This window comes from Pseudomonas sp. BIGb0278 (genome assembly GCF_024809895.1).
Lineage (GTDB): Bacteria > Pseudomonadota > Gammaproteobacteria > Pseudomonadales > Pseudomonadaceae > Aquipseudomonas > Aquipseudomonas shirazensis.
Map to the genome: position 1 here is coordinate 187,244 of NZ_JANUEL010000006.1, position 21,960 is coordinate 209,203.

Annotated in this window: 19 protein-coding genes; 15 read left to right on the forward strand and 4 right to left on the reverse strand. The window is 62.3% G+C overall.

Annotated elements, in window-relative coordinates; all coding sequences use genetic code 11:
• The first annotated feature begins 108 nt into the window (after nucleotides 1-108).
• From M2396_RS19575 to M2396_RS19585, 3 genes are all read left to right on the forward strand, one after another.
• The gene (locus tag M2396_RS19575) at nucleotides 109-1,464 is read left to right on the forward strand and encodes a nucleobase:cation symporter-2 family protein (RefSeq protein ID WP_101317993.1); all 1,356 of its coding nucleotides are present in this window, start codon (nucleotides 109-111) and stop codon (nucleotides 1,462-1,464) included.
• A gap of 153 nt (nucleotides 1,465-1,617) precedes the next feature.
• Nucleotides 1,618-2,403 (forward strand): outer membrane protein OmpK, encoded by a 786-nt coding sequence (locus M2396_RS19580; RefSeq protein ID WP_101317991.1) that lies wholly within the window; start codon nucleotides 1,618-1,620, stop codon nucleotides 2,401-2,403.
• Nucleotides 2,404-2,759: 356 nt separating this feature from the next.
• Nucleotides 2,760-3,542: an outer membrane protein OmpK gene (locus M2396_RS19585; RefSeq protein WP_150572691.1), complete on the forward strand. Its 783-nt coding sequence runs from the start codon at nucleotides 2,760-2,762 to the stop codon at nucleotides 3,540-3,542.
• A 68-nt stretch (nucleotides 3,543-3,610) separates the two neighbouring features.
• Here M2396_RS19585 and M2396_RS19590 read toward each other — a convergent pair whose 3' ends face one another.
• Together M2396_RS19590 and M2396_RS19595 are read right to left on the reverse strand one after the other, a co-directional pair.
• The gene (locus tag M2396_RS19590; RefSeq protein ID WP_150569739.1) at nucleotides 3,611-4,531 is read right to left on the reverse strand and encodes a DUF808 domain-containing protein; all 921 of its coding nucleotides are present in this window, start codon (nucleotides 4,529-4,531) and stop codon (nucleotides 3,611-3,613) included.
• Between the two features lie 131 nt (nucleotides 4,532-4,662).
• Nucleotides 4,663-5,589, reverse strand: a complete 927-nt coding sequence (locus tag M2396_RS19595; RefSeq protein WP_259077386.1) for an AEC family transporter — start codon at nucleotides 5,587-5,589, stop codon at nucleotides 4,663-4,665.
• A gap of 410 nt (nucleotides 5,590-5,999) precedes the next feature.
• Between M2396_RS19595 and M2396_RS19600 the strand changes: the two genes are divergently transcribed.
• On the forward strand, nucleotides 6,000-7,307 hold the full coding sequence (locus tag M2396_RS19600; RefSeq protein WP_259077388.1) for a bifunctional diguanylate cyclase/phosphodiesterase: 1,308 nt from the start codon (nucleotides 6,000-6,002) through the stop codon (nucleotides 7,305-7,307).
• A gap of 19 nt (nucleotides 7,308-7,326) precedes the next feature.
• Here M2396_RS19600 and M2396_RS19605 read toward each other — a convergent pair whose 3' ends face one another.
• Nucleotides 7,327-8,856 (reverse strand): IclR family transcriptional regulator C-terminal domain-containing protein, encoded by a 1,530-nt coding sequence (locus M2396_RS19605; protein ID WP_259077390.1) that lies wholly within the window; start codon nucleotides 8,854-8,856, stop codon nucleotides 7,327-7,329.
• 171 nt (nucleotides 8,857-9,027) lie between these two features.
• Between M2396_RS19605 and M2396_RS19610 the strand changes: the two genes are divergently transcribed.
• From M2396_RS19610 to M2396_RS19625, 4 genes are all read left to right on the forward strand, one after another.
• Nucleotides 9,028-10,368, forward strand: coding sequence for an MFS transporter (locus M2396_RS19610; protein WP_150569743.1), 1,341 nt, complete (start codon nucleotides 9,028-9,030; stop codon nucleotides 10,366-10,368).
• A gap of 9 nt (nucleotides 10,369-10,377) precedes the next feature.
• Complete coding sequence (locus M2396_RS19615; protein ID WP_259077392.1) at nucleotides 10,378-11,352, forward strand: hydroxyacid dehydrogenase; 975 nt, start codon at nucleotides 10,378-10,380, stop codon at nucleotides 11,350-11,352.
• A 25-nt stretch (nucleotides 11,353-11,377) separates the two neighbouring features.
• On the forward strand, nucleotides 11,378-12,016 hold the full coding sequence (locus tag M2396_RS19620) for an RraA family protein (protein WP_259077394.1): 639 nt from the start codon (nucleotides 11,378-11,380) through the stop codon (nucleotides 12,014-12,016).
• Between the two features lie 188 nt (nucleotides 12,017-12,204).
• On the forward strand, nucleotides 12,205-12,816 hold the full coding sequence (locus M2396_RS19625; protein ID WP_101317973.1) for a TetR/AcrR family transcriptional regulator: 612 nt from the start codon (nucleotides 12,205-12,207) through the stop codon (nucleotides 12,814-12,816).
• 42 nt (nucleotides 12,817-12,858) lie between these two features.
• Here M2396_RS19625 and M2396_RS19630 read toward each other — a convergent pair whose 3' ends face one another.
• On the reverse strand, nucleotides 12,859-13,299 hold the full coding sequence (locus tag M2396_RS19630) for a heme-binding protein (protein ID WP_101317970.1): 441 nt from the start codon (nucleotides 13,297-13,299) through the stop codon (nucleotides 12,859-12,861).
• 257 nt (nucleotides 13,300-13,556) lie between these two features.
• Here M2396_RS19630 and gcl point away from each other — a divergent pair, with 257 nt between their 5' ends.
• The 7 genes from gcl to M2396_RS19665 all read left to right on the forward strand — a co-directional run bounded on the left by gcl (nucleotide 13,557) and on the right by M2396_RS19665 (nucleotide 21,872).
• The gene (gene gcl, locus M2396_RS19635) at nucleotides 13,557-15,332 is read left to right on the forward strand and encodes a glyoxylate carboligase (RefSeq protein ID WP_150572697.1); all 1,776 of its coding nucleotides are present in this window, start codon (nucleotides 13,557-13,559) and stop codon (nucleotides 15,330-15,332) included.
• A gap of 57 nt (nucleotides 15,333-15,389) precedes the next feature.
• On the forward strand, nucleotides 15,390-16,172 hold the full coding sequence (gene hyi, locus M2396_RS19640; RefSeq protein WP_103436688.1) for a hydroxypyruvate isomerase: 783 nt from the start codon (nucleotides 15,390-15,392) through the stop codon (nucleotides 16,170-16,172).
• A gap of 54 nt (nucleotides 16,173-16,226) precedes the next feature.
• Nucleotides 16,227-17,120: a 2-hydroxy-3-oxopropionate reductase gene (locus M2396_RS19645; RefSeq protein ID WP_188035638.1), complete on the forward strand. Its 894-nt coding sequence runs from the start codon at nucleotides 16,227-16,229 to the stop codon at nucleotides 17,118-17,120.
• 154 nt (nucleotides 17,121-17,274) lie between these two features.
• On the forward strand, nucleotides 17,275-18,549 hold the full coding sequence (locus M2396_RS19650) for a glycerate kinase (protein ID WP_259077399.1): 1,275 nt from the start codon (nucleotides 17,275-17,277) through the stop codon (nucleotides 18,547-18,549).
• A complete protein-coding gene (gene pyk, locus M2396_RS19655; RefSeq protein ID WP_181107618.1) occupies nucleotides 18,546-19,961 on the forward strand; it encodes a pyruvate kinase in 1,416 nt (471 codons plus the stop codon). Before M2396_RS19650 ends, pyk begins: the two co-directional genes overlap by 4 nt.
• Before the next feature lie 162 nt (nucleotides 19,962-20,123).
• Nucleotides 20,124-21,002 (forward strand): urea transporter, encoded by an 879-nt coding sequence (locus M2396_RS19660; RefSeq protein ID WP_150572700.1) that lies wholly within the window; start codon nucleotides 20,124-20,126, stop codon nucleotides 21,000-21,002.
• A 45-nt stretch (nucleotides 21,003-21,047) separates the two neighbouring features.
• Nucleotides 21,048-21,872 carry an ion transporter gene (locus M2396_RS19665; RefSeq protein WP_150569749.1) on the forward strand — a complete coding sequence of 275 codons (825 nt, stop codon included), beginning with the start codon at nucleotides 21,048-21,050 and terminating at the stop codon, nucleotides 21,870-21,872.
• The last annotated feature ends 88 nt before the right edge of the window (nucleotides 21,873-21,960 follow it).

Here is a 21,960-nt window from a genome sequence, read left to right on the forward strand (position 1 = left end):
AAGCATCGAGCGCAAACCCGCAGCGTGAACCCCTGGCTTTTACCCAAAGCCTGGCGCTGCAGGTTGACCGCTTGGATCCGAGAATAAAAACAAAACTCGAGGTGCTGCATGTCAGAGTCATCCAAGGCGTACATCCCTGTTGCGCCGCCACGACAGCCCCTGCCCCTGTTTCAGCTGATCCTGGTGGGTCTGCAACACGTGCTGCTGATGTACGGCGGTGCGATCGCCGTGCCGCTGATCATTGGCCAGGCCGCTGGCCTGTCGCGTGAAGAAGTCGCCTTCCTGATCAACGCTGACCTGCTGGTCGCAGGCGTTGCCACAATTATCCAATCGTTCGGTATCGGCCCGGTCGGCATTCGCATGCCGGTGATGATGGGCGCAAGCTTTGCCGCAGTCGGCAGCATGGTGGCCATGGCCGGCATGCCCGGCGTGGGCCTGCAGGGCATCTTTGGTGCGACCATCGCCGCCGGTTTCTTCGGCATGCTGATCGCACCGTTCATGTCCAAGGTGGTGCGCTTCTTCCCGCCGCTGGTCACCGGCACGGTGATCACGTCGATCGGCCTGTCGTTGTTCCCGGTGGCGGTCAACTGGGCCGGTGGCGGCCAGCAAGCGGAGACCTTCGGCGCGCCGATCTACCTGATGGTGGCCGGTCTGGTGCTGGCCGTGATCCTGCTGATCAACCGCTTCATGCGTGGCTTCTGGGTCAACGTGTCGGTGCTGGTGGGGATGGGCCTGGGCTACATCGTCGCCGGTTCGATCGGCATGGTCGACCTGTCCGGGCTGGGCGCTGCGCCATGGCTGCAAGTGGTCACGCCGCTGCACTTCGGCATGCCGACCTTCAGCCTGGCGCCGATCCTGTCGATGTGCCTGGTGGTAGTGATCATCTTCGTCGAGTCCACCGGCATGTTCCTCGCCCTGGGCAAGGTGACAGATCGCGAAGTAACCCCGGGCATGTTGCGCCGGGGTCTGTTGTGCGATGCCGGTGCGTCGTTCATCGCCGGTTTCTTCAATACCTTCACCCACTCCTCGTTCGCCCAGAACATCGGCCTGGTGCAGATGACCGGCGTGCGTTGCCGCTACGTCACGGTCATGGCCGGGGCCATGCTGATCGGCCTCAGCCTGCTGCCCAAGGCGGCGTACCTGATCGCCTCGATTCCACCGGCCGTGCTTGGCGGTGCGTCGATTGCCATGTTCGGCATGGTTACCGCCACCGGGATCAAGATCCTCCAGGAGGCGGACATCTCCGACCGACGCAACCAGTTGCTGGTTGCGGTGAGTGTCGGCTTTGGCCTGATCCCGGTGGTCAAGCCGGAGTTCTTCGCGCAGATGCCGCAGTGGATGGAACCGATCACCCATAGCGGGATTGCCATGGCCACGGTCTGTGCCCTGGTGCTCAACGTGCTGTTCAACATCCTCGGTGGTGCTGACCGGGCGGCGCACAACGACGCCTGTCACCAACACTGAGTCGACGGGGTGGCCAGGCTGGCTACCCCGTTGATTGCAACGCTCTCACGCTCACGCAGTACCGCTCCACCGTCGGCCCGCCGGAATGGGCCGTTCGGGGCGCCCTTGCGCCGAAAAAACCCCAAAAAAAACAATAAGTCCGGGAATCACGACATGAAGCGCATCACCTCGTCCCTCTTGCTCGGCAGCAGCCTGCTGGCGACCGTCCCCGCCCACGCCGGCGAATGGCTGCAGTGGCACGGCGAAAGCCTGACCTACCTGTACGGCAAGGATTTCAAGGTCAACCCGAATATCCAGCAGACGGTGACCTTCGAGCACGCCAACAAATGGAAGTATGGCGACACCTTCCTGTTCGTCGACAAGATCTTCTACAACGGCAAGGCCGATGCCAGCAAAGGCGCCAACACCTACTACGGCGAGTTCAGCCCACGCCTGTCGCTGGGCAAGATCACCGGCCAGAGCTTTGCCTTCGGCCCGGTCAAGGACGTGTTGCTGGCCATGACCTACGAGCGTGGCGAGGGCGACAACGAAGCCTATCTGATCGGCCCTGGCTTTGACCTGGCGGTGCCCGGCTTCAACTACTTCACCCTCAACTTCTACTTGCGCAACACCGAGGGCAGCCGCCCCGGTGACAATGTCTGGCAGATCACCCCGGCCTGGTCCTACACCATCCCGGTCGGCCGCTCGGACGTACTCATCGATGGCTACATCGACTGGGTGGTCGACAACGACCAGACCCGCCGCGGCACCTACCACGCCAATCTGCACGTCAACCCACAGGTCAAATACGACCTCGGCAAAGCCCTCAACTACGGTGCCAAGCAGCTGTATGTCGGCTTTGAGTACAGCTACTGGAAGGACAAGTACGGCATCGACAGCCGCGGCAATCTGGACAGCAACCAGAGCGTAGCCAGTGCGCTGGTCAAGGTGCATTTCTGAGAAGCTGACCGAACGCCCAACTTTGGTTCCACGTGCTTCAGGACGGAGCACTTGAGGCGCAGCGCGCAACTGAGTAATCTGCGCGCCCCCTCGCTCAGGGCAGAATGATTTCTGCCCGCGTTTACTGACCGCTCAGTCAATGAATTCGGGTGGTTGGTCTGCGTGTTGCCAGCCGTACAGGACCGTTTTCAGCCGTTCAGCAAGACGTCGAGCAGGAAGATTGCGACCAACGACAAAAGTTGGCGCAGCTCTTGCCAAACAGCTGTGGTCAATCGAAAAAAGTTGACTCAAAAGACAAAAACAGCGCCACCACCGAGCGCTGACAACAGATCCGAATCAAGGGAGCGACACACGCGATGCGTACCATCAACAGCCTGATCCTCGCCGGCAGCCTGCTGGCCTCCGGGACCACCTTCGCCGGTGACCTGCTGCAGTGGCAAAGCAACAGCCTGACCTACCTGTGGGGCAAGAACTTCAAGGTCAACCCGGAAATCCAGCAGACCTTCACTTTCGAGCACGCTGATGGCTGGAAGTACGGCGACAACTTCGTGTTTGTCGACAAGATCTTCTACCAGGGTAAAAAGGACGCCGGCAACGGCCCCAACACCTACTACGGTGAGATCAGCCCGCGCCTGTCGCTGGGCAAGATCCTCGACCAGAAGATCGCCTTCGGCCCGGTCAAGGACGTGCTGCTGGCGATGACCTACGAGTTTGGTGAAGGCGACAGCGAGTCGTACCTGATCGGCCCTGGCTTCGATCTGGATATCCCAGGCTTCGATTACTTCCAGCTGAACTTCTACCAGCGCACCACCGACGGCAGCCGCGCCGGCGACAACGTCTGGCAGATCACCCCGGTGTGGGCGTACACCATCCCGGTCGGCTCTTCGGACGTGTTGATCGACGGCTTCATGGACTGGGTAGTCGACAACGACCAGAACCGTCGTGGCACCTACCACGCCAACCTGCACTTCAACCCACAGATCAAATACGACCTGGGCAAGGCAATGCATCTGGGTGAGAAGCAGTTGTACGTGGGTATCGAGTACGACTACTGGAAGAACAAATACGGGATCAAGGATTCCGACGGTTTCACCACCGACCAGAACACCGCCAGCCTGCTGGTCAAGGTGCACTTCTGATCTGATCAGGCGCTCTGTTTGAGTCCGCTCCAGTCAGGATGAACCCTGCTGGAGCGGTACCAGTTCGATCAGTTGCTCGCCAGTTTGCGCACCCGCGATACCCCGCCGACGACCACCGCAGCGACAAAGCCGGTGATCGCGCCAACCACACCGTACAGGCCGAACTTCGCCACCGCGCCCCAGCCCGCGCTCGCGCTAACCAGCGCCTCGATCAGGTGTTCAAGCGGCTGGATACCCTCAGCAACGAAGGTGCCGCCGACCAGAAACATCGCCAGCGTGCCGATCCACGACAACGCCTTCATCAGGAACGGCGCCGCAGCCACCAGGCCGCGCCCGAATTTCTTGACGAATGTGCCCCAGGCGCCCTGAGCTTTCGACTTCGCCAGCGCAAAGCCTGCGTCATCCATGCGTACGATGCCGGCGACCAGGCCATATACGCCGACCGTCATCGCCAGCGCGATCACCACCAAAGTGATGATCTGCTGATACAGAGGCGCATCGGCAACCACGTTGAGGGTGATGACGATGATTTCGGCACTGAGGATGAAGTCGGTCTTGATCGCGCCCTTGATCTTGCGCTGCTCGTACTCGGCCAGCGCTTGTGGGGTTTTCGGCACAGGCTTGTGTTCAGCGTCCGCTGCTTCATCGCTGCCACGCGAAAGCTTGTCCTTGATTGCCTCATAGCCCTCATAGCACAGGTAGATCCCGCCCAGCATCAACAGCCACTTGATCGCGGCCGGCAACAACGCGCTGAGGATCAATGCGCACGGCACCAGGATCGCCTTGTTCTTCAACGAGCCCTTGAACACCGCCCATACCACCGGCAGTTCACGATCGGCCTTCATGCCGGTGACCTGCTCGGCGTTCACCGCCAGGTCATCGCTGAGCACGCTCGCCGACTTCTTCGCCGCGACCTTGCTCATCAGCGCAATGTCATCGAGCAACGCCGCGATATCATCCAACAAAGCAAAAAAACTGCTGCCAGCCATTCCATTGATTCCTAAAGGTGTCCGCAGCCACCCAGGCCTGAGCCCGCGCGACTGCGATAAAGACATGATTGCCGACAAGTTGGCATAGAGACCCTAGCCACGCTGAACAGTTCTGGCTGGGCGACCCAGCGCTACAGCAGCGGTGTCGTAGCCAACACCACCAGCGGCATCGCCAGAGCCGCCAGCAGCGTCTGCCCGGCGATGATCGCCGCCATCAGTGGCGCATCACCGCCCAACTGCCTGGCCATGATGTAGGCGGACGACGCGGTGGGTAAGGTCTGGAACAGCACCGCCGCCAGCGCCGCCTCGCCTTCAAGGCCGAACAAGCGGCAGATCAACACCGTCACCAAGGGCATTGCTACGAACTTGATCACTGACGAAGTGCCGATCGGCTTGAGCCAGCCGCGCATACTGCGCAGGTGCAGCGCCGCCCCGATGCACAGCAGGCCCAACGGCAGCGACGCCTGCCCCAGCGCCTGCAGTGCCGGAGCCAGGCCCGGCGGGATGGCAAGCCCGCTGCCCCTTACCAGCATGCCCAGCGCACAGGCCAGCAGCAGCGGGTTGAGCGCCAGCTGCTTGAGCACGCTGGCCAAGGTCGGGCGACTGCCCGCGCCATATCGGGCAAACACCAGCACGCAGAGGATATTCACCGTGGGCACGATCGCAGCATTGGCGATGGCAGCCAAGGCGATGCCATGGGCGCCGAAAATCCCCGCCGCAGCGGTCACCCCGACATAATTGTTGAAGCGCACACCACCCTGGAACAGCGAGGTAAATGCCGGGTCATCGGCCGGGAACAACCGCCGCGCCAAGACCATCACCGCAGCCACGGCCACCGTCGACACCACCAGCACGCTGACCATCGCCTGCACCGGCAGGTCGCCCAGCTGTGCGGTTGCCAGGCTATGGAAGAACAGTGCCGGCAGCAGCACGTAATAACCGAGCTTTTCGGCATACGGCCAGAACGCTTCGCCGATGAAGTTCGCGTGGCGCAACCACAACCCAAGCATGATCAGCAAGGCAATCGGCACCAAGGCGAGAACAAGCGCGCTGGTCATTGGCCAGCCGCCGGCAAAATTGACAACGTTCGCCGCAACACAGAAACCTCCTCCATAACAACAGCCCGGGACTATAAACTGAATAACCAACAACGCGCGGCGATTTATTATTCCGAGGATACAAAACAATAGATGCCCTTGCCTCCATTACTCGGGCCACGGCAGAACTGATCAACTGGTCAAGTTAATAACGGTGGCGCGTAGCACGCGATTCATCAATCCCTGGCAAACGTTTGCTACCATGCGCGCGACCCCGCACTTGAGCGGCGTGCTTGTCATCTGCACCGGCCATGATGCGCAGTAAACCGCGAGTGGCGTGGTCCATGATTATTAGTGCGCGCAACAACGCAACTCCATCAGTGGAACTGGCCAACGTGAAGAACACATCAATTCAAGCGAGCAGGCGTTGGATGGCTCGCAAGTTCCCTGACACGTCGCAGTGGCCACGCATCCAATTGCTCCTTCGCTTCAGCGGCGTCGCCTGCATTTTGCACGGCACGTTATGGGGCGTTTATTACGCGACCCATGCCATGTTGCTGCTGGCAGTGTTGCTGTTCACGGTGGTGCTGTCAGGCCTGGCCTGCCTGTACCTGGCGACTCAGCCAACACAGCGCGCGCTGCCGGCCTTGGCCCATTGCCTGCTGATCGCTACCGTGATTGCCAGCCTGGCCGACTCGGCGACGGCCGACACATCACGCTCGGCCAACCTGTTTCTGATCCCTATCGGCGTGGCCGCCTTTCTGCTGTTTCGCAACAGTGGCATCTACCTGCGCTGGGTGTTTCCGTGCCTATGTTTCGCAGGCCTGGTGTTCTTCGCCAACAGCCCATTGACCTTTAGCCGGCTGGAATTGCTGCCATCAGACATCAGCCAGTTCGGGCATGCCCTGAACAGCATCACCGCCATGGCCCTGACCCTGGGCGTGCTGGCGATATTCCGCGATGAGCAGAAATTCAAGGTCGAACTGCACAGTGCGCTGGCACGGGCACTGGCCCGCCGCGAGCTGTGCACTTACCTGCAGCCACAAGTCTGCGCACAAGGGCGGGTGATCGGCGCCGAGGCCCTGCTGCGCTGGGACCGCCCCGGACACGGCATTCAGTCGCCCGCCGAATTCATTCCCGTTGCAGAGCAAAGCGGCCTGATCCACGACATCGGCCTGATGGTGCTGGAACAAGCCTGTCGCCAGCTAAGTGAGTGGTCCGAGCACAGCGATGCACAGCACTGGAAGTTGTCGGTAAACGTCAGTCCGCTTCAACTGACTTCGTCAACCTTTGTTGAAGAAGTTCGAGAGATAGTTCACAAATTTAATATTCCTGCCAATCGACTTCGCCTGGAAATAACCGAGTCGGTATTTGCCAGTGATCTGGTGGCAACTGTGATGAAAATGGAAGATCTGCGCAGCGACGGCATATCGTGGTCACTGGATGACTTCGGCACGGGGTTTTCTTCATTGGCCCTGCTGCGCGAACTGCCACTGGATGAGTTGAAAATCGATCGCTCATTTATCGCCGGTATTGAGAGTGACGTGGGCAAATATGAACTGATCAGAAAGATCATTGAAATTGCCGAGATACTGAACATATCGACGGTTGCCGAAGGCGTTGAGACCGAGGCCCAGTTCGATTGCCTGCAAGCGATGGGCTGCACTGCCTTCCAGGGTTTTTACTTCGGCCGGCCGATGATCGCGGCGCAGTTCATCGGCAAATACGCGGCCAGCTAAGCGCAAACCGCGGCATGGCTTACTGGCCCGGTTCACCTTGGGCAGGCGCAGTGCCCAGTGAAAGCAGCCGGCTGATGCGGCTGGTTGCAAGCTTCATGTGATCAACCAATGCCGCTACATCGCAATCCTGCTTGCGGTACTGCGGAATGGTGGCCGAGAGCGACCCTGCCACCTGGCCGTCGACAAAGAACGGCACGCCGATACCAAAGGCGCCGAGGACTCGCTCGCCGTCCCCCTGCGACCAGCCGCGTTCGCGAATGGCGAGCAAATCCGCCTGCAGCGCCGAATGCGAGACGATGGTGGCCTCGGTGAATCTGTTCAGGGTCAGGCCGTCAGCGAACTCGGGGGCCAGGTGCGCCAATACAGCCTTGCCCGCAGCACCGGCATACAGCGGCACTTCAACACCGGTTTCGAGTTTGTACTGGATGGGCTTCCAACCCTGAGCCACTTCGATGAATTGCGCCGTGCTGGAGCACGCATCGAAGCTGAGAAAGGCCACCGTTTCGCCGGTCTGCTTGACCAACGCCTCAACGATCGCTCGGCACAGTTTTGCCACAGGGAAGCGGTTGTCGCCGAGCACCGCCGCCCACTGGTACAGGCGCGCCGCAGGGTATAGCGCCTGGCTGCTGGCAAACACCAGGCTGGCCTGTGCAGCAGACTCGACGATCTTGCGCGCCGTGGCGCTGTTGCACTGCAGCTCGGCGGCAATCCCCGCCTTGCAGGGGTAGCCGTCGGGTACCGCACAGAGGATTTGCAGCAATACCTCCAGCCGAGCCGCAGTGGCGCTGTCCTCGTCGCAACCCCGCACCTGCGGACAGGCTCGCGCGGTGACGGGCAATCCCTCGAGGTGGTTCAAGACCTGTTCGACTTTGCGCAACGCCGCACTGGCGCTGCTGCCACCGCCAGCGCCCAGGTCGTGCAGCGACACCGTCACCAGCAGCCCTTGCGGCAAGCACCGGGTGGCCAGGGCCACCGCTGCGGGGAACTCGGATTCGGCCATCGCCTGCCCGTTGTCGGCTGGCACCGGCAGCTGTTGCTGGTCAGGCTGCGCGCCGCTGTTCAGATGATCAGCGAACGCTCGGCCGATATCGCCAAAACCCAGCGGATAGATCGCGCCAAGCTGCGGCCTGAAGGCCAAGGTGGCCGCTGCCTCGCCGCAACACAGCACGAAGTAGCCGTCACAGTGCGGGGCATACACCGAGAGCAAGGCTGACTGCTTGGCATCGCCGGCCAGCTCATCAAGCAGCTTCCCGGCCGCATTCCACACGGCGCTGTGCGCACTCACCGCCTGCATCAGCACCCGCAAGCGTGGCCCGACCCGATACTTGCCCGCACCATCTTCCGCTGCAAGGTCACGTTCGACCAGTGCCGCCAGGATCCGATTGATAGTGCTGCGGCTCTCGGCGAGCTCGCTGGCCAGCTCCCTGACACCCCACGGCTCACCCTCCGCTCGTCTGACCAGTGCGTCCAGTACCTCGATCAAACGACCGTGGCTGGAGGTGGCGGCAACCGCGTGGCTGGCCGCGGGTTCAGGGCGTGGGTTAGGCATTTCAGAGGCTTGGCATGCTGCTACGGGAGCCCATTCTGTGCTCAAGGCCACAACCAAAGCAATTAGCCCGCCTGTTGACAACCAGGCTGGGCACGAGGATGCTTGGAAAAAACAAAACAGGACACTGTCCCATTTTTTAAAATGGCCGTGACCAAAACGCTGGAGTGACCTATGAATAACAACAATACGTTGACCGAGCCCGTCGCCATGTCCGAGCCTGTCGCCGAGCGCAAGACCAAGGCGAAGAAAGCCACCGCCGCCGCCGTGTTCGGCACCTTCGTCGAGTACTACGACTTCAGCATCTACGGTTATCTGGCGGCCACCCTGGCGCTGGTGTTCTTCCCGTCCGATGACCCCACCACCGGCCTGCTCAACACATTTCTGGTATTCGGCTCGGCGTTCCTCGTGCGCCCGCTCGGCGCCGTCGCGTTCGGCTGGCTGGGTGACAAGGTGGGCCGCCGCACCAGCCTGATTGCCAGCATCACCTTGATGGGCATCGCCGCGACCTTGATCGGCCTGCTACCCGGTTATGCGCAGATTGGCGTGTGGGCGCCGATTCTGCTGGTGGCCCTGCGCATGCTTCAGGGCTTTTCCGCCGGCGGCGAAATCGGTGGCGCAGCGAGCTACATTCGCGAGTGGGCACCGGCCAATCGGCGTTCGCTGTACATCTCCTTCCTGCCCTCGATCGCCCAGTTCGGCAAGGGCCTGGCAGCGGCCATCGCTGGCCTGGCCGCAGCCTGGCTGACCGACCCGCAGATGGCCGACTGGGGCTGGCGCGTGCCGTTCCTGCTGGCTTTGCCGCTGGGCATCATCGGCCTGTGGATGCGCCTGGGAATTGAAGACAGCCCTGAGTTCGAGTCGAACAAGACCACTGACGCCGAGCCGAAGAGCGCGCCCTTCGCCGAGCTGGTGCGCGATTACATGCGCCCGCTGACCAAGGTCATGATGATCTCGCTGGTGCAGAACATCGGCACTTACATCGGCACGGTATTCATCGCCGCCTACTTCAGCTCGATCCTCGGCTACTCAAAAGGTCAGGCCTCGACCATCGTCCTTGTGGCGGTGAGTTTTGCCGCGCTGATGATTCCCCTGGCCGGTCACCTCGGCTCGATCATCGGCAGCAAGGCCGTTCTGCGCCTGGCCTATCTCGGCTACGCCACCCTGTCGATCCCCTCCTTCATGCTCATGCAGCAAGGCCAGGTGAGCCTGGCGATGGTCGGCCTGGCCCTGGGCATGGTGCCGTACGCGCTGTGCCTGGCCGGCACCTACTCGGTGATGCCGGAGTTCTTCCCGACCCACGTTCGCCACACCGGTGTCGCCTTCGGCCACAGCGTCGGCGCGGTGATCGGTGGCGGCATCGGGCCGTTCATGGCGACCTGGCTGATCGGCGCCAGCGGTAACCAGTCGGCACCCGCTTTCATCCTCTGCGGCGCTGGCGTGCTGGGCCTGATCGTGCTCAGCACCGTGCGCAACAACGCTGCCGCCGACGCCAATCGCCATCAATTTTCCTGAGTACAGACCATGCCTCTGATCTACGTCACCAGCCCCATTCACCCGCGCGTGCTCGCCGGCCTTGCTGACCTTGGCGAGGTGCGTCTGGGCTATGGCGCCAACGCCGTCAGCTATGACGAAATCCACAACCAGGTCGACGCGGTGTTTCTGCGTGGTGGTCATGTCAGCGCCGAGATGATCGCTGCCTCGCCGAAACTGCGCATCGTCGCCCGCCATGGCGCAGGCTACGACAACGTTGATTACCAGGCCGCCGCGCAACATGGCGTGTGGGTCACCAACACTCCCGGGGCCAATCAGCGCAGTGTCATCGAACATGTCTTCGCCTTGCTGCTGTCGCTGTGCCGCAAACTGCCCATGGCCAGCGAGCAGACGCGTAAACGCAACTGGGCGCAGGACCGCCTGGCACTGACCGGCATCGAGCTCGAAGGGCGCACCCTGGGCCTGGTCGGCTTTGGCAACATCGGCGCAAGCGTTGCGCCCGTGGCCGAGGCCTTTGGCCTGAAGGTGATCTTCACCGACCCGGCAATCGCACCAGGCACCGATCCGCGCTGGGTCGACCTCGACACCCTGCTGGCCACTGCCGATGTGATCAGCCTGCATGTACCGCTGCTACCCACCACCCGCAACCTGATCGGTGCCAAGCAGTTCGCCCAGATGAAAGACGGCGCGCTGCTGATCAACACCAGCCGGGGCGGCGTGGTCGATGAGCAGGCCATGGTCGCAGCGCTGAACAGCGGCAAGCTGGCCGGCGCGGGGGTGGATGTGCTCGACGCGGAGAATCTCGACATGATCAACCCTTTCAACCACCCCACTCCGGCCATCGCCGAAACGCCGAACCTGATCGTCACCGCCCATGTGGCCGGGCAGACCGACGAATCGTTGATGCGGGTTGGCATGAGCGCCCTGCAGGCGATTGCCGCCGTGCTCCAGGGGCAAGCCCCGGCGCACCCGGTCAACCAACCTGTGGCGAAGTCGTTCGACTGAGCGCCGGCGAATCTGGAGGTTTCATATGTTCATCAACGTGTCCGACGACTCGATCAGCGTCAACAGCCAGTGGCAACGGGCAGACTTGGCGCTGATTGGCGAGATCGCCCGTTACCCGGTCGCCCTGATCGGTGACGTTCTGCAGCGCATGGGCATGATGGCTTCGGCCATCCGCCATACCGCTGGCAAGCCGAGTTTTTTCGGCACCATCCTACCGCTCAATACTCGCGAGGGTGACAACCTGGCGATCCACCGAGCCCTCGACGAAGCGCAGCCCGGCGATGTGCTGGTGATCAATGGCAACAGCGAGATCAACCGCTCGGTGTTCGGCGATCTGCTTGGCGAGATCTGCCTGGCCCGGCAAGTGGCGGCGGTGGTCATCGACGGCGCCGTGCGCGATGTGGCAGAACTCGACAGCATGGGTTTGCCGGTCTATGCCCGCGCGGTCAACCCCGCAGGGCCGTCGAAATGGGGCCCGGGCCAGGTCGGCATCGCCGTGGCGTGCGGCAATGTCGTGTGCGATCCGGGCGATGCGATAATTGGCGACCGCGACGGCATCATCGTCATCCCGCGCAGCCGTCTCGCCTCGCTGGCCGAGCAGGTGAAGCTGCAGGACGGTTACGAGAACAGCTTTCGCGACAAGGTGCGGGCAAGCGTGCGCTGAGCGCCGGTCGGGTAGCAGCCTAGGCACTGCTGCCCGACATTTCCCCTCTGCGATGCTCATCACCCCGGTTGCCCCCAGACCAGCTCCCTCGTCCCTTGCGCAAACAGCCTGCCTTGAGCCTCGCTCCGGGCCGGTGCTACCATGCCCGATCCCTCCTAGAGGCGCCCTTTCCGAGGAAGATCCCTGCCATGAGCACCATTCGCGAGCGCAACAAGGAACTGATCCTGCGCGCGGCCAGCGAGGAATTCGCCGACAAGGGCTTCGCCGCCACCAAAACCAGCGACATTGCAGCCAAGGCGGGTTTGCCCAAGCCGAACGTCTACTACTACTTCAAATCCAAGGACAACCTCTACCGCGAGGTGCTCGAGAGCATCATCGCGCCGATCATGCAGGCATCGACGCCGTTCAATGCCGACGGTGATCCGAAAGAAGTGCTGAGTGCCTACATCCGCTCGAAGATCCGCATCTCGCGTGATCTACCCCATGCCTCGAAGGTGTTCGCCAGCGAGATCATGCACGGCGCGCCGCACCTTTCGCCGAGCCAGGTCGAGCAGCTCAACGAGCAGGCCCGGCACAATATCGAGTGCATCCAGCGCTGGATTGAGCGCAAACAGATCGCCCCGGTCGATGCCCATCACCTGATGTTCAGCATCTGGGCGGCGACCCAGACCTACGCCGACTTCGATTGGCAGATCGCCGCCGTCACCGGCAAGGCCAAGCTCGCCGACAGTGATTACGAGGCCGCTGCGCAAACGATCATTCGGCTCGTGCTCAAGGGCTGTGAGCCAGAGCTGGCTTGAGCTGAGTCAGAAAGGGCCGCAGCGCGGCCCTGGGTGCAGTGATCAGGCCGCGACACCGGCATCTGCGGTCAGGCCCGCCGCTTCGATGGCGCTGATTGCGCACTGTTCATCGATATCCGAAGTATCGCCGCTGATCCCCACCGCACCCAGCACCCTGCCCTGCTGATCGCGAATCAGCACGCCCCCTGGCGCCGGCACCACCGGCCGCTCGCCCAAACCATTCAATGCGGCAAAAAACGCCGGTCGCTGCTGCGCATCCAACGCCAGCAGACGCGAGCCCTTGCCCAGGGCAATTGCACCCCAGGCCTTGCCGGTCGCTACCTGCGGGCGCAGCAGGCTGGCGCCGTCTTCACGCTGCAAGGTCAGCAGATGCCCGCCGGCATCCAGCACCGCCACGGTCAGCGGCGCAGCGTTGATCTTGCGGCCTGCGGCCAGCGCGGCGTTCACCAGGCTGACAGCGACTTTGAGGGTCAAAGTGGTCATGGAAAGGTCCTCTTCTTGTTGTGAGAAGCCCTGAGGGCAGTTGAAATCCAATGGCATAAATAGAACACAACTACGATTATCTTTGTATACAATATTTTTAGACGATCGTGCACGATCAGACGAAACGCCGTTTTCACGGGCATTCCGACCGAAGCGTTTGCTGCCGACGAAAATGGATTGACCTAGGCCACCGAGCGTGAATACACTCTGGCCAAGAGAAAGTTGTATACAATTACAAAATCGATGAGGCACAACCCATGAGCAAAATGAGAGCAATCGATGCAGCCGTTCTGGTCATGCGCCGGGAAGGTGTAGATACCGCATTCGGCATCCCAGGGGCCGCTATCAACCCGCTGTACTCGGCCCTGAAGAAAGTCGGTGGCATCGATCACGTCCTCGCTCGCCACGTCGAAGGTGCCTCGCACATGGCCGAGGGTTACACCCGCGCCAACCCGGGCAACATCGGCGTGTGCATCGGCACTTCCGGCCCAGCCGGTACCGACATGGTCACTGGTCTGTACAGCGCCGCCGCCGACTCCATCCCGATCCTGTGCATTACCGGCCAGGCGCCGCGTGCACGTCTGCACAAAGAAGACTTCCAGGCCGTCGACATCACCAGCATCGTCAAGCCGGTGACCAAGTGGGCAACCACCGTGCTCGAGCCAGGCCAGGTCCCTTACGCATTCCAGAAGGCTTTCTTTGAAATGCGCAGCGGCCGTCCAGGCCCGGTGCTGATCGACCTGCCGTTCGACGTGCAGATGGCCGAGATCGAATTCGACATCGACGCCTACGAGCCACTGCAGATCAACAAGCCAGGCGCTACCCGCGTGCAAGCGGAAAAAGCCCTGGCCATGCTCAATGACGCCGAGCGCCCATTGCTGGTGGCCGGTGGCGGCATCATCAATGCCGACGCCAGCGACAAGCTGGTCGAGTTCGCCGAACTGACCGGCGTGCCGGTCATCCCGACCCTGATGGGCTGGGGCACCATCCCGGACGATCACCCGCTGATGGTGGGCATGGTCGGCCTGCAGACCTCGCACCGCTACGGCAACGCGACCCTGCTCAAATCGGACATGGTGTTCGGTATCGGTAACCGCTGGGCCAACCGCCACACCGGTTCTGTCGATGTCTACACCGAAGGCCGCAGCTTCGTTCACGTCGACATCGAACCGACCCAGATCGGCCGCGTGTTCACCCCGGACCTGGGCATCGTTTCCGATGCTGGCAAGGCGCTGGATATGTTCCTGGAAGTGGCCCGCGAGTGGAAAGCCGCCGGCAAGCTCAAGGACCGCAGTGCCTGGTTGGAAGACTGCCAGCAGCGCAAGGCCAGCCTGCAGCGCAAGACCCACTTCGACAACGTTCCGGTCAAGCCGCAGCGCGTCTATGAAGAGATGAACAAGGTATTTGGCAAGGACACCTGCTACATCAGCACCATCGGTCTGTCGCAGATCGCTGGCGCGCAGCTCCTGCACGTGTACAAGCCGCGTCACTGGATCAACTGCGGCCAGGCCGGCCCGCTCGGCTGGACCATCCCGGCGGCCCTCGGTGTGGTCAAGGCCGACCCGCAACGCAAGGTCGTCGCGCTGTCTGGTGACTACGACTTCCAGTTCATGATCGAAGAGCTGGCCGTTGGCGCGCAGTTCAATCTGCCCTACGTCCACGTGCTGGTGAACAACGCCTACCTCGGCCTGATCCGTCAGTCTCAGCGTGGCTTCGAGATGGACTACTGTGTACAACTGGCGTTCGAGAACATCAACTCGACCGAAGCCGGCAGCTACGGCGTCGATCACGTTGCAGTCGTCGAAGGTTTGGGTTGCAAGGCCCTGCGTGTATTCGAGCCAAGCGAAATCGCCCCTGCCCTGCTCAAGGCGCAGAAGATGGCCGAAGAGTTCCGCGTACCGGTCGTGGTTGAAATCATTCTCGAGCGCGTCACCAACATTTCCATGGGCACCGAAATCAACGCGGTCAACGAGTTCGAAGACCTCGCCCTGGTGGGCAACGACGCCCCTACCGCTATTTCGCTGCTCGACTGATTGCCTGACGCCCCCGCGCCGGTTGTGCCGGGGGCTTTCATTTGCAAGGAGATCACCATGCCTCGCTTCGCTGCCAACCTGTCCATGCTGTTTACCGAGCAGGACTTTCTGGCCCGCTTCAAGGCCGCCGCCGACGCTGGCTTCAGCGGTGTCGAATACCTCTTCCCGTACGATTTCAGCGCCGCTGAAATCAAGGCGCAACTGGACGCCAATGGCCTGACCCAGGTGTTGTTCAACCTTCCTGCGGGCGATTGGTCGACAGGTGAGCGCGGGATTGCCTGCCACCCCGACCGCGTCGAAGAATTCCGCGCCGGTGTCGACAAGGCCATCGCCTACGCCAAGGTGCTGGGCAATACCCAGATCAACTGCCTGGCGGGCATTCGCCCACAGGGTCTGGAATGCGCCACCGTGCGCAAGACCTTTGTCGACAACCTCAAGTTTGCCGCCGACAAGTTGCAGGCCGCCGGGATCCGCCTGGTCATGGAAATGATCAACACCCGCGACATCCCTGGCTTCTACCTGAACACCACGCAGCAAGCACTGGACATTCAGACCGAGGTCGCCAGCGCCAACCTGTTCCTGCAGTACGACATCTACCACATGCAGATCATGGAAGGTGACCTGGCGCGCACCATCGAAGCCAACCTGCCGCGGATCAACCACATCCAGCTGGCCGACAACCCTGGCCGCAACGAACCCGGCACCGGTGAGATCAACTACCGCTTCCTGTTCGAGCACCTGGACCGCATCGGCTACAAGGGCTGGGTCGGCGCCGAGTACAAGCCGCTGACCACCACTGAAGCGGGCCTGGGCTGGCTGAAGACGCACAACGCGATCTGATCGGGCTGCGCCTGGTTCATCGAGATTCGACAATTACAAAAGAGGGTATCTCTCATGGCTAAAATCGGTTTTATCGGCACTGGCATCATGGGCAAGCCCATGGCCCAAAACCTGCAAAAAGCAGGTCACAGCCTGTTCGTTTCGACCCATCACGACGCAGCACCGGCTGACCTGATCGCCGCTGGCGCGGTGGCCCTGGCCAATCCAAAGGAAGTGGCTCAGGAAGCTGAATTCATCATCGTCATGGTCCCGGATACCCCGCAGGTCGAAGCTGTCCTGTTCGGTGAAAACGGCGTTGCCGAAGGTGTTGGCCCGAACAAGATCGTCATCGACATGAGCTCGATCTCGCCCACCGCGACCAAAGCCTTTGCCGAGAAGATCAAAGGCACTGGCGCGGCCTATCTGGACGCCCCGGTGTCCGGCGGCGAAGTCGGCGCCAAGGCGGCCACCCTGAGCATCATGGTCGGTGGTTGCCCGAAAGCCTTCGAGCGCACCCTGCCGCTGTTCGAGCTGATGGGCAAGAACATCACCCGCGTCGGCGGTAACGGTGACGGCCAGACCGCCAAGGTCGCCAACCAGATCATCGTCGCGCTGAACATCCAGGCAGTTGGCGAGGCGCTGCTGTTCGCCGCCAAGAACGGCGCGGACCCAGCCAAGGTGCGTGAAGCACTGATGGGCGGTTTCGCTTCGTCGAAGATTCTTGAAGTGCATGCCGAGCGCATGATCAAAGGCACCTTCGATCCAGGCTTCCGCATCAACCTGCATCAGAAGGACCTGAACCTGGCCCTGCAAGGCGCCAAGGAGCTGGGCATCAACCTGCCGAACACCTCCAACGCGCAGCAAGTGTTCAGCACTTGCGTAGCACTGGGTGGCGGCAACTGGGACCACTCGGCATTGATCAAGGGCCTGGAGCACATGGCCAATTTCTCGATCCGCGACGAGAAGTGATTTGAATTGATTTGAATCCGGGGGTTTGCGACGCAGCCCCCAGGGGTCTCTGACCCGCAACCGAGCAACACCCGCCCCTGGTTCAGCCTGCACGGAGGTCGTTCCGGGGGCGTTTTTTTATTACGCATAACAACAAGAATTTTGGGAGCCTGCCATGTCGGTCGATCCGCAACAATTTCTGCGCGAGCTGTTCGACACAGCCATCGCCGCCGCCCACCCAAGCCAGGTCCTCGAAGCCTACCTGCCTGCCGACCGTAGCGGCCGGGTCATCGTTATCGGCGCCGGCAAGGCCGCCGCAGCCATGGCCGAAGTGGTCGAAAAAACCTGGCAAGGTGAAGTCTCCGGGCTGGTCGTGACCCGCTATGGGCACGGCGCCAGCTGCCAGAAAATCGAAGTGGTCGAAGCTGCCCATCCTGTTCCCGATGCCGCCGGCCTGGCCGTGGCCAAGCGCGTGCTGGAGCTGGTCAGCAACCTCACTGAAAGCGACCGGGTGATCTGCCTGCTGTCTGGCGGCGGCTCTGCCCTGCTCGCCCTGCCAGCCGCAGGCCTGTCCCTGGCCGACAAGCAACAGATCAACAAGGCCCTGCTCAAGTCGGGCGCGACCATCGGCGAGATGAACTGCGTGCGCAAGCACCTCTCGGCGATCAAGGGCGGCCGCCTGGCCAAGGCCTGCTGGCCGGCCACGCTGTACACCTATGCCATTTCCGATGTGCCCGGCGACCTCGCCACCGTGATCGCCTCAGGCCCGACGGTGGCCGATCCGAGCACCTCGGCGCAAGCGCTGGCGATCCTCAAACGCTACAACATCGAAGCGCCGCAAGCGGTCATCGACTGGCTCAACAACCCGGCTTCGGAAACCGTCAAAGCCGACGACCCGGCCCTGGCCCGCAGCCACTTCCAATTGATCGCCAGGCCCCAGCAATCGCTGGAGGCGGCAGCCGTGAAAGCCCGCCAGGCCGGCTTCAGCCCGCTGATCCTCGGTGACCTTGAAGGCGAGTCGCGCGAGGTGGCCAAGGTGCATGCCGGCATCGCTCGGCAAATCGTCCAGCACGGCCAGCCGCTGAAGGCGCCCTGCGTGATTCTCTCCGGCGGTGAAACCACCGTGACCGTGCGCGGCAATGGCCGTGGCGGGCGCAACGCGGAGTTTTTGCTCAGCCTCACCGAAAACCTCAAAGGCCTGCCGGGCGTGTATGCCCTGGCCGGCGACACCGACGGCATCGATGGCTCGGAAGACAATGCCGGTGCCAGCATGACCCCGGCCAGCTATGCCCGCGCCGCCGCCCTGGGGCTTTCGGCCAGCGATGAGCTGGACAACAACAATGGCTACGGCTACTTCGCCGCGCTCGACGCCCTGATCGTAACCGAGCCGACCCGTACCAACGTCAACGACTTCCGCGCCATTCTGATTCTCGAGACTGCCCAATCATGACGCCTGATAAAAAAGTCAAAATCCTCGCCACCCTCGGCCCTGCCATCAACGGCATCGACGATGTACGCCAGCTGGTCGCAGCCGGGGTGAATATCTTTCGCCTCAACTTCAGCCACGGCGAGCACGCCGACCACGCCCTGCGCTATCAGTGGATCCGCGAAGTCGAGCAACAGCTGAACTACCCGCTGGGCATCCTCATGGACCTGCAAGGGCCCAAGCTGCGCGTCGGTCGCTTTGCCGAAGGCAAGGTCCAGCTGCAGCGTGGCCAGGCCCTGCGCCTGGACCTGGACAGCACCCCGGGCGACAGCCACCGGGTCAACCTGCCGCACCCGGAAATCATCGCTGCATTGCAGCCTGGCATGGACTTGCTGCTCGACGATGGCAAGCTGCGCCTGCGCGTAACCGCCAAGCATGACGACGCCATCGATACCGAGGTGCTGGCCGGCGGCGAGCTGTCCGACCGCAAGGGTGTCAACGTGCCGCAGGCGGTGCTCGAGTTGAGCCCGCTGACCGAGAAAGACCGCCGTGACCTGGCCTTCGGCCTGGAGCTTGGGGTGGACTGGGTGGCGCTGTCGTTCGTGCAGCGCCCTGAGGACATCATCGAAGCGCGCGAGCTGATCGGCGACCGCGCTTACCTCATGGCCAAGATCGAGAAGCCGTCGGCGGTCGACCAGCTGCAGGCCATCGCCGAGCTGTCCGACGCAATCATGGTTGCCCGTGGCGATCTGGGCGTGGAAGTCCCCGCCGAGAGCGTGCCGCAGATCCAGAAGCACATCATCAATACCTGCCGCCAGCTCGGCCGCCCGGTGGTGGTGGCAACGCAGATGCTCGAATCGATGCGCTTCTCGCCTGCGCCAACCCGCGCCGAAGTCACCGACGTCGCCAACGCGGTCGCCGAAGGCGCCGATGCGGTGATGCTGTCGGCGGAAACCGCCTCCGGTGACTATCCGCTGGAAGCCGTACAGATGATGAGCAAGATCATCCGCCAGGTTGAAAACGGCCCTGATTACCAAGCACAGCTCGACGTCGGCCGGCCAAGAGCAGAGGCCACCACCTCGGATGCGATCAGCTGTGCAATCCGCCGTATCAGCGGCATTCTGCCGGTGGCGGTGCTGGTCAACTACAGCGAGTCCGGGGCCTCGACCCTGCGCGCCGCCCGCGAACGGCCACGGGCACCGATTCTCAACCTGACGCCAAATCTGGTGACGGCGCGCCGCCTGAGCGTGACCTGGGGCGTGCACTCGGTGGTCAACGACCGCCTGCGCCAGGTCGACGAAATCTGCTCGACCGCACTGGAAATCGCCCAGGCGCAAGGCATGGCCAGCATCGGCGATACGCTGCTGATCACCGCCGGGGTGCCGTTTGGCAAGCCGGGCACGACCAACACGCTGCGCATCGAGACTTTGATCTAGGACCGTATTGGGCTGCTTTGCAGCCTTCGCGGGCAAGCCCGCTCCCACACAAAACCCTGTGGGAGCGGGTTCACCCACGAAGGCCGCAGAGCGGCCCAAAAGACCAACCGCGGAACCGAGGCCCAAAGAGGCCCACCGCCAACTTCAACCTACTGACTGCCCATGTACACACAAAATTTCGTCACCCCGTGCCCCGACTGGGCCACGGCGCTTCTCAACGGCTTCAGCCAGGTATTGCTGCAGCGTAGCCCGCTGTGCGGCCTGTGTTGCCTGCTCGCCATCCTCCTGACCGCCCCGCAGTTGGTCGGTGGTGCCCTGCTGGGCGCGCTGGCAGGGTTGCTCACGGCGCAGCGGCGCGGCTACGACCGGGCTGATCGCCAGGCCGGCCTGTACAGCTACAACGGCGTCCTGATCGGCATCCTGTTCAGCGCAGTGTTGCCATGGTCAGTGATTCTGCCGCCGCTGATCATCGCCGCCAGTGGCCTGTCGAGCATCCTCGTCCATCAATGGCGCAAACGCGGCGCCTGCCTGCTGCCGGCCTATACCGCACCGTTCGTGCTGCTCGGCTGGGCCGCGCTGCTGGCTGCGCAGCCGTCTGCCGCCGGCACAGCGGTCAGTGCCGAGCCTCTGCAGGCACTGGCGCGTGGCCTGGGCCAGGTGTTTCTGCTGGAGCAGCCGCTGGCGGGGCTGCTGATCGCCATCGGTTTGTTCCTGTCCAATCGCAGCGCTGCACTCTGGGCTTTGTTCGGCTCAGGCCTGGGCGCCTGCGTTGCGCTGCTCATGGGCGATGTCCACAGCGCCGGGATGGGCTTGCTCGGTTTCAATGCCGCGCTGGCGGCACTGGCCTTTTGCGGCCAGCGCGAACGGCCGTGGCTGCCGCTGCTGGCGATCATCCTGGCCATCGCCTTGCAACCGCTGTTCAACCTGCTGCCGGTGGCCGCCTTGACCGCGCCGTTTGTGGCCGCCTGCTGGTTGCTGCACCTGAGCAGCCGCCTGCCGCGCGGGCTGGCGGGCGGTAAGCCACGCCGCTTGCACAGCTGAGGGGCAAGCCCTAGGCTCTGCCCATTGCATAATGGAACGCGCCCCATGAACTCCCCGGCGAGCCTGCGCGAGCGGCTCTACATTCTGGTTTTTCAATCCGACACCACCGCTGGCAGACGCTTCGACAAGACCCTGCTGCTGATCATTCTGGCCAGCCTGGTGGTGGTGATCCTCGACAGTATCGATGAGGTTCACCAGAACTATTCAGGCCTACTCGCCGCCATCGAGTGGGGCTTTACGGCGATCTTTCTCGCTGAATACCTGACCCGCCTGTACTGCTCGCCCAAGCCGCTGCGCTATGCCTTCAGCTTCTACGGCCTGGTCGATCTGCTGGCCATCGTGCCGGGCATCATCGCCTTGTATTACAGCGACGCCCAGTACCTGCTGATCATCCGCGTGATCCGCATGCTGCGGATCTTCCGCGTGCTCAAGCTGAGCCCGTACCTCAAGCAGGCCAACTACCTGATGAGCGCGCTGCGCGGCAGCAAGCAGAAGATCATCGTGTTTCTGGTCAGCGTATCGACTCTGGTGACCGTGTTCGGCACCTTGATGTACGTGGTCGAAGGGCCCGAGCATGGCTTCACCAGCATCCCCAAAGGCATCTACTGGGCGATCGTCACCCTGACCACCGTGGGCTTTGGCGATATCGTGCCGAAGACGCCGCTGGGCCAGGTGCTGTCGTCACTGGTGATGATCACCGGTTACTCGATCATCGCCGTGCCGACCGGCATCTTCACCGCCGAGCTGGCCAACGCCATGCGTGGCGAACAACTCCAGCACGACTGCCCGACCTGCCGTAAAAACAGCCATGAGCACGGCGCTGCGTTCTGCTCGCGCTGCGGCAATGCGCTGTTCCCCAGGAAGGAATAACCAAAGCGTATTTCGTTCTTTAAACGCTTGGGAAACACCCGCTATAGTCGCAGGCACTCTGCCATTAACTGTTTCAAGAACAAGGATC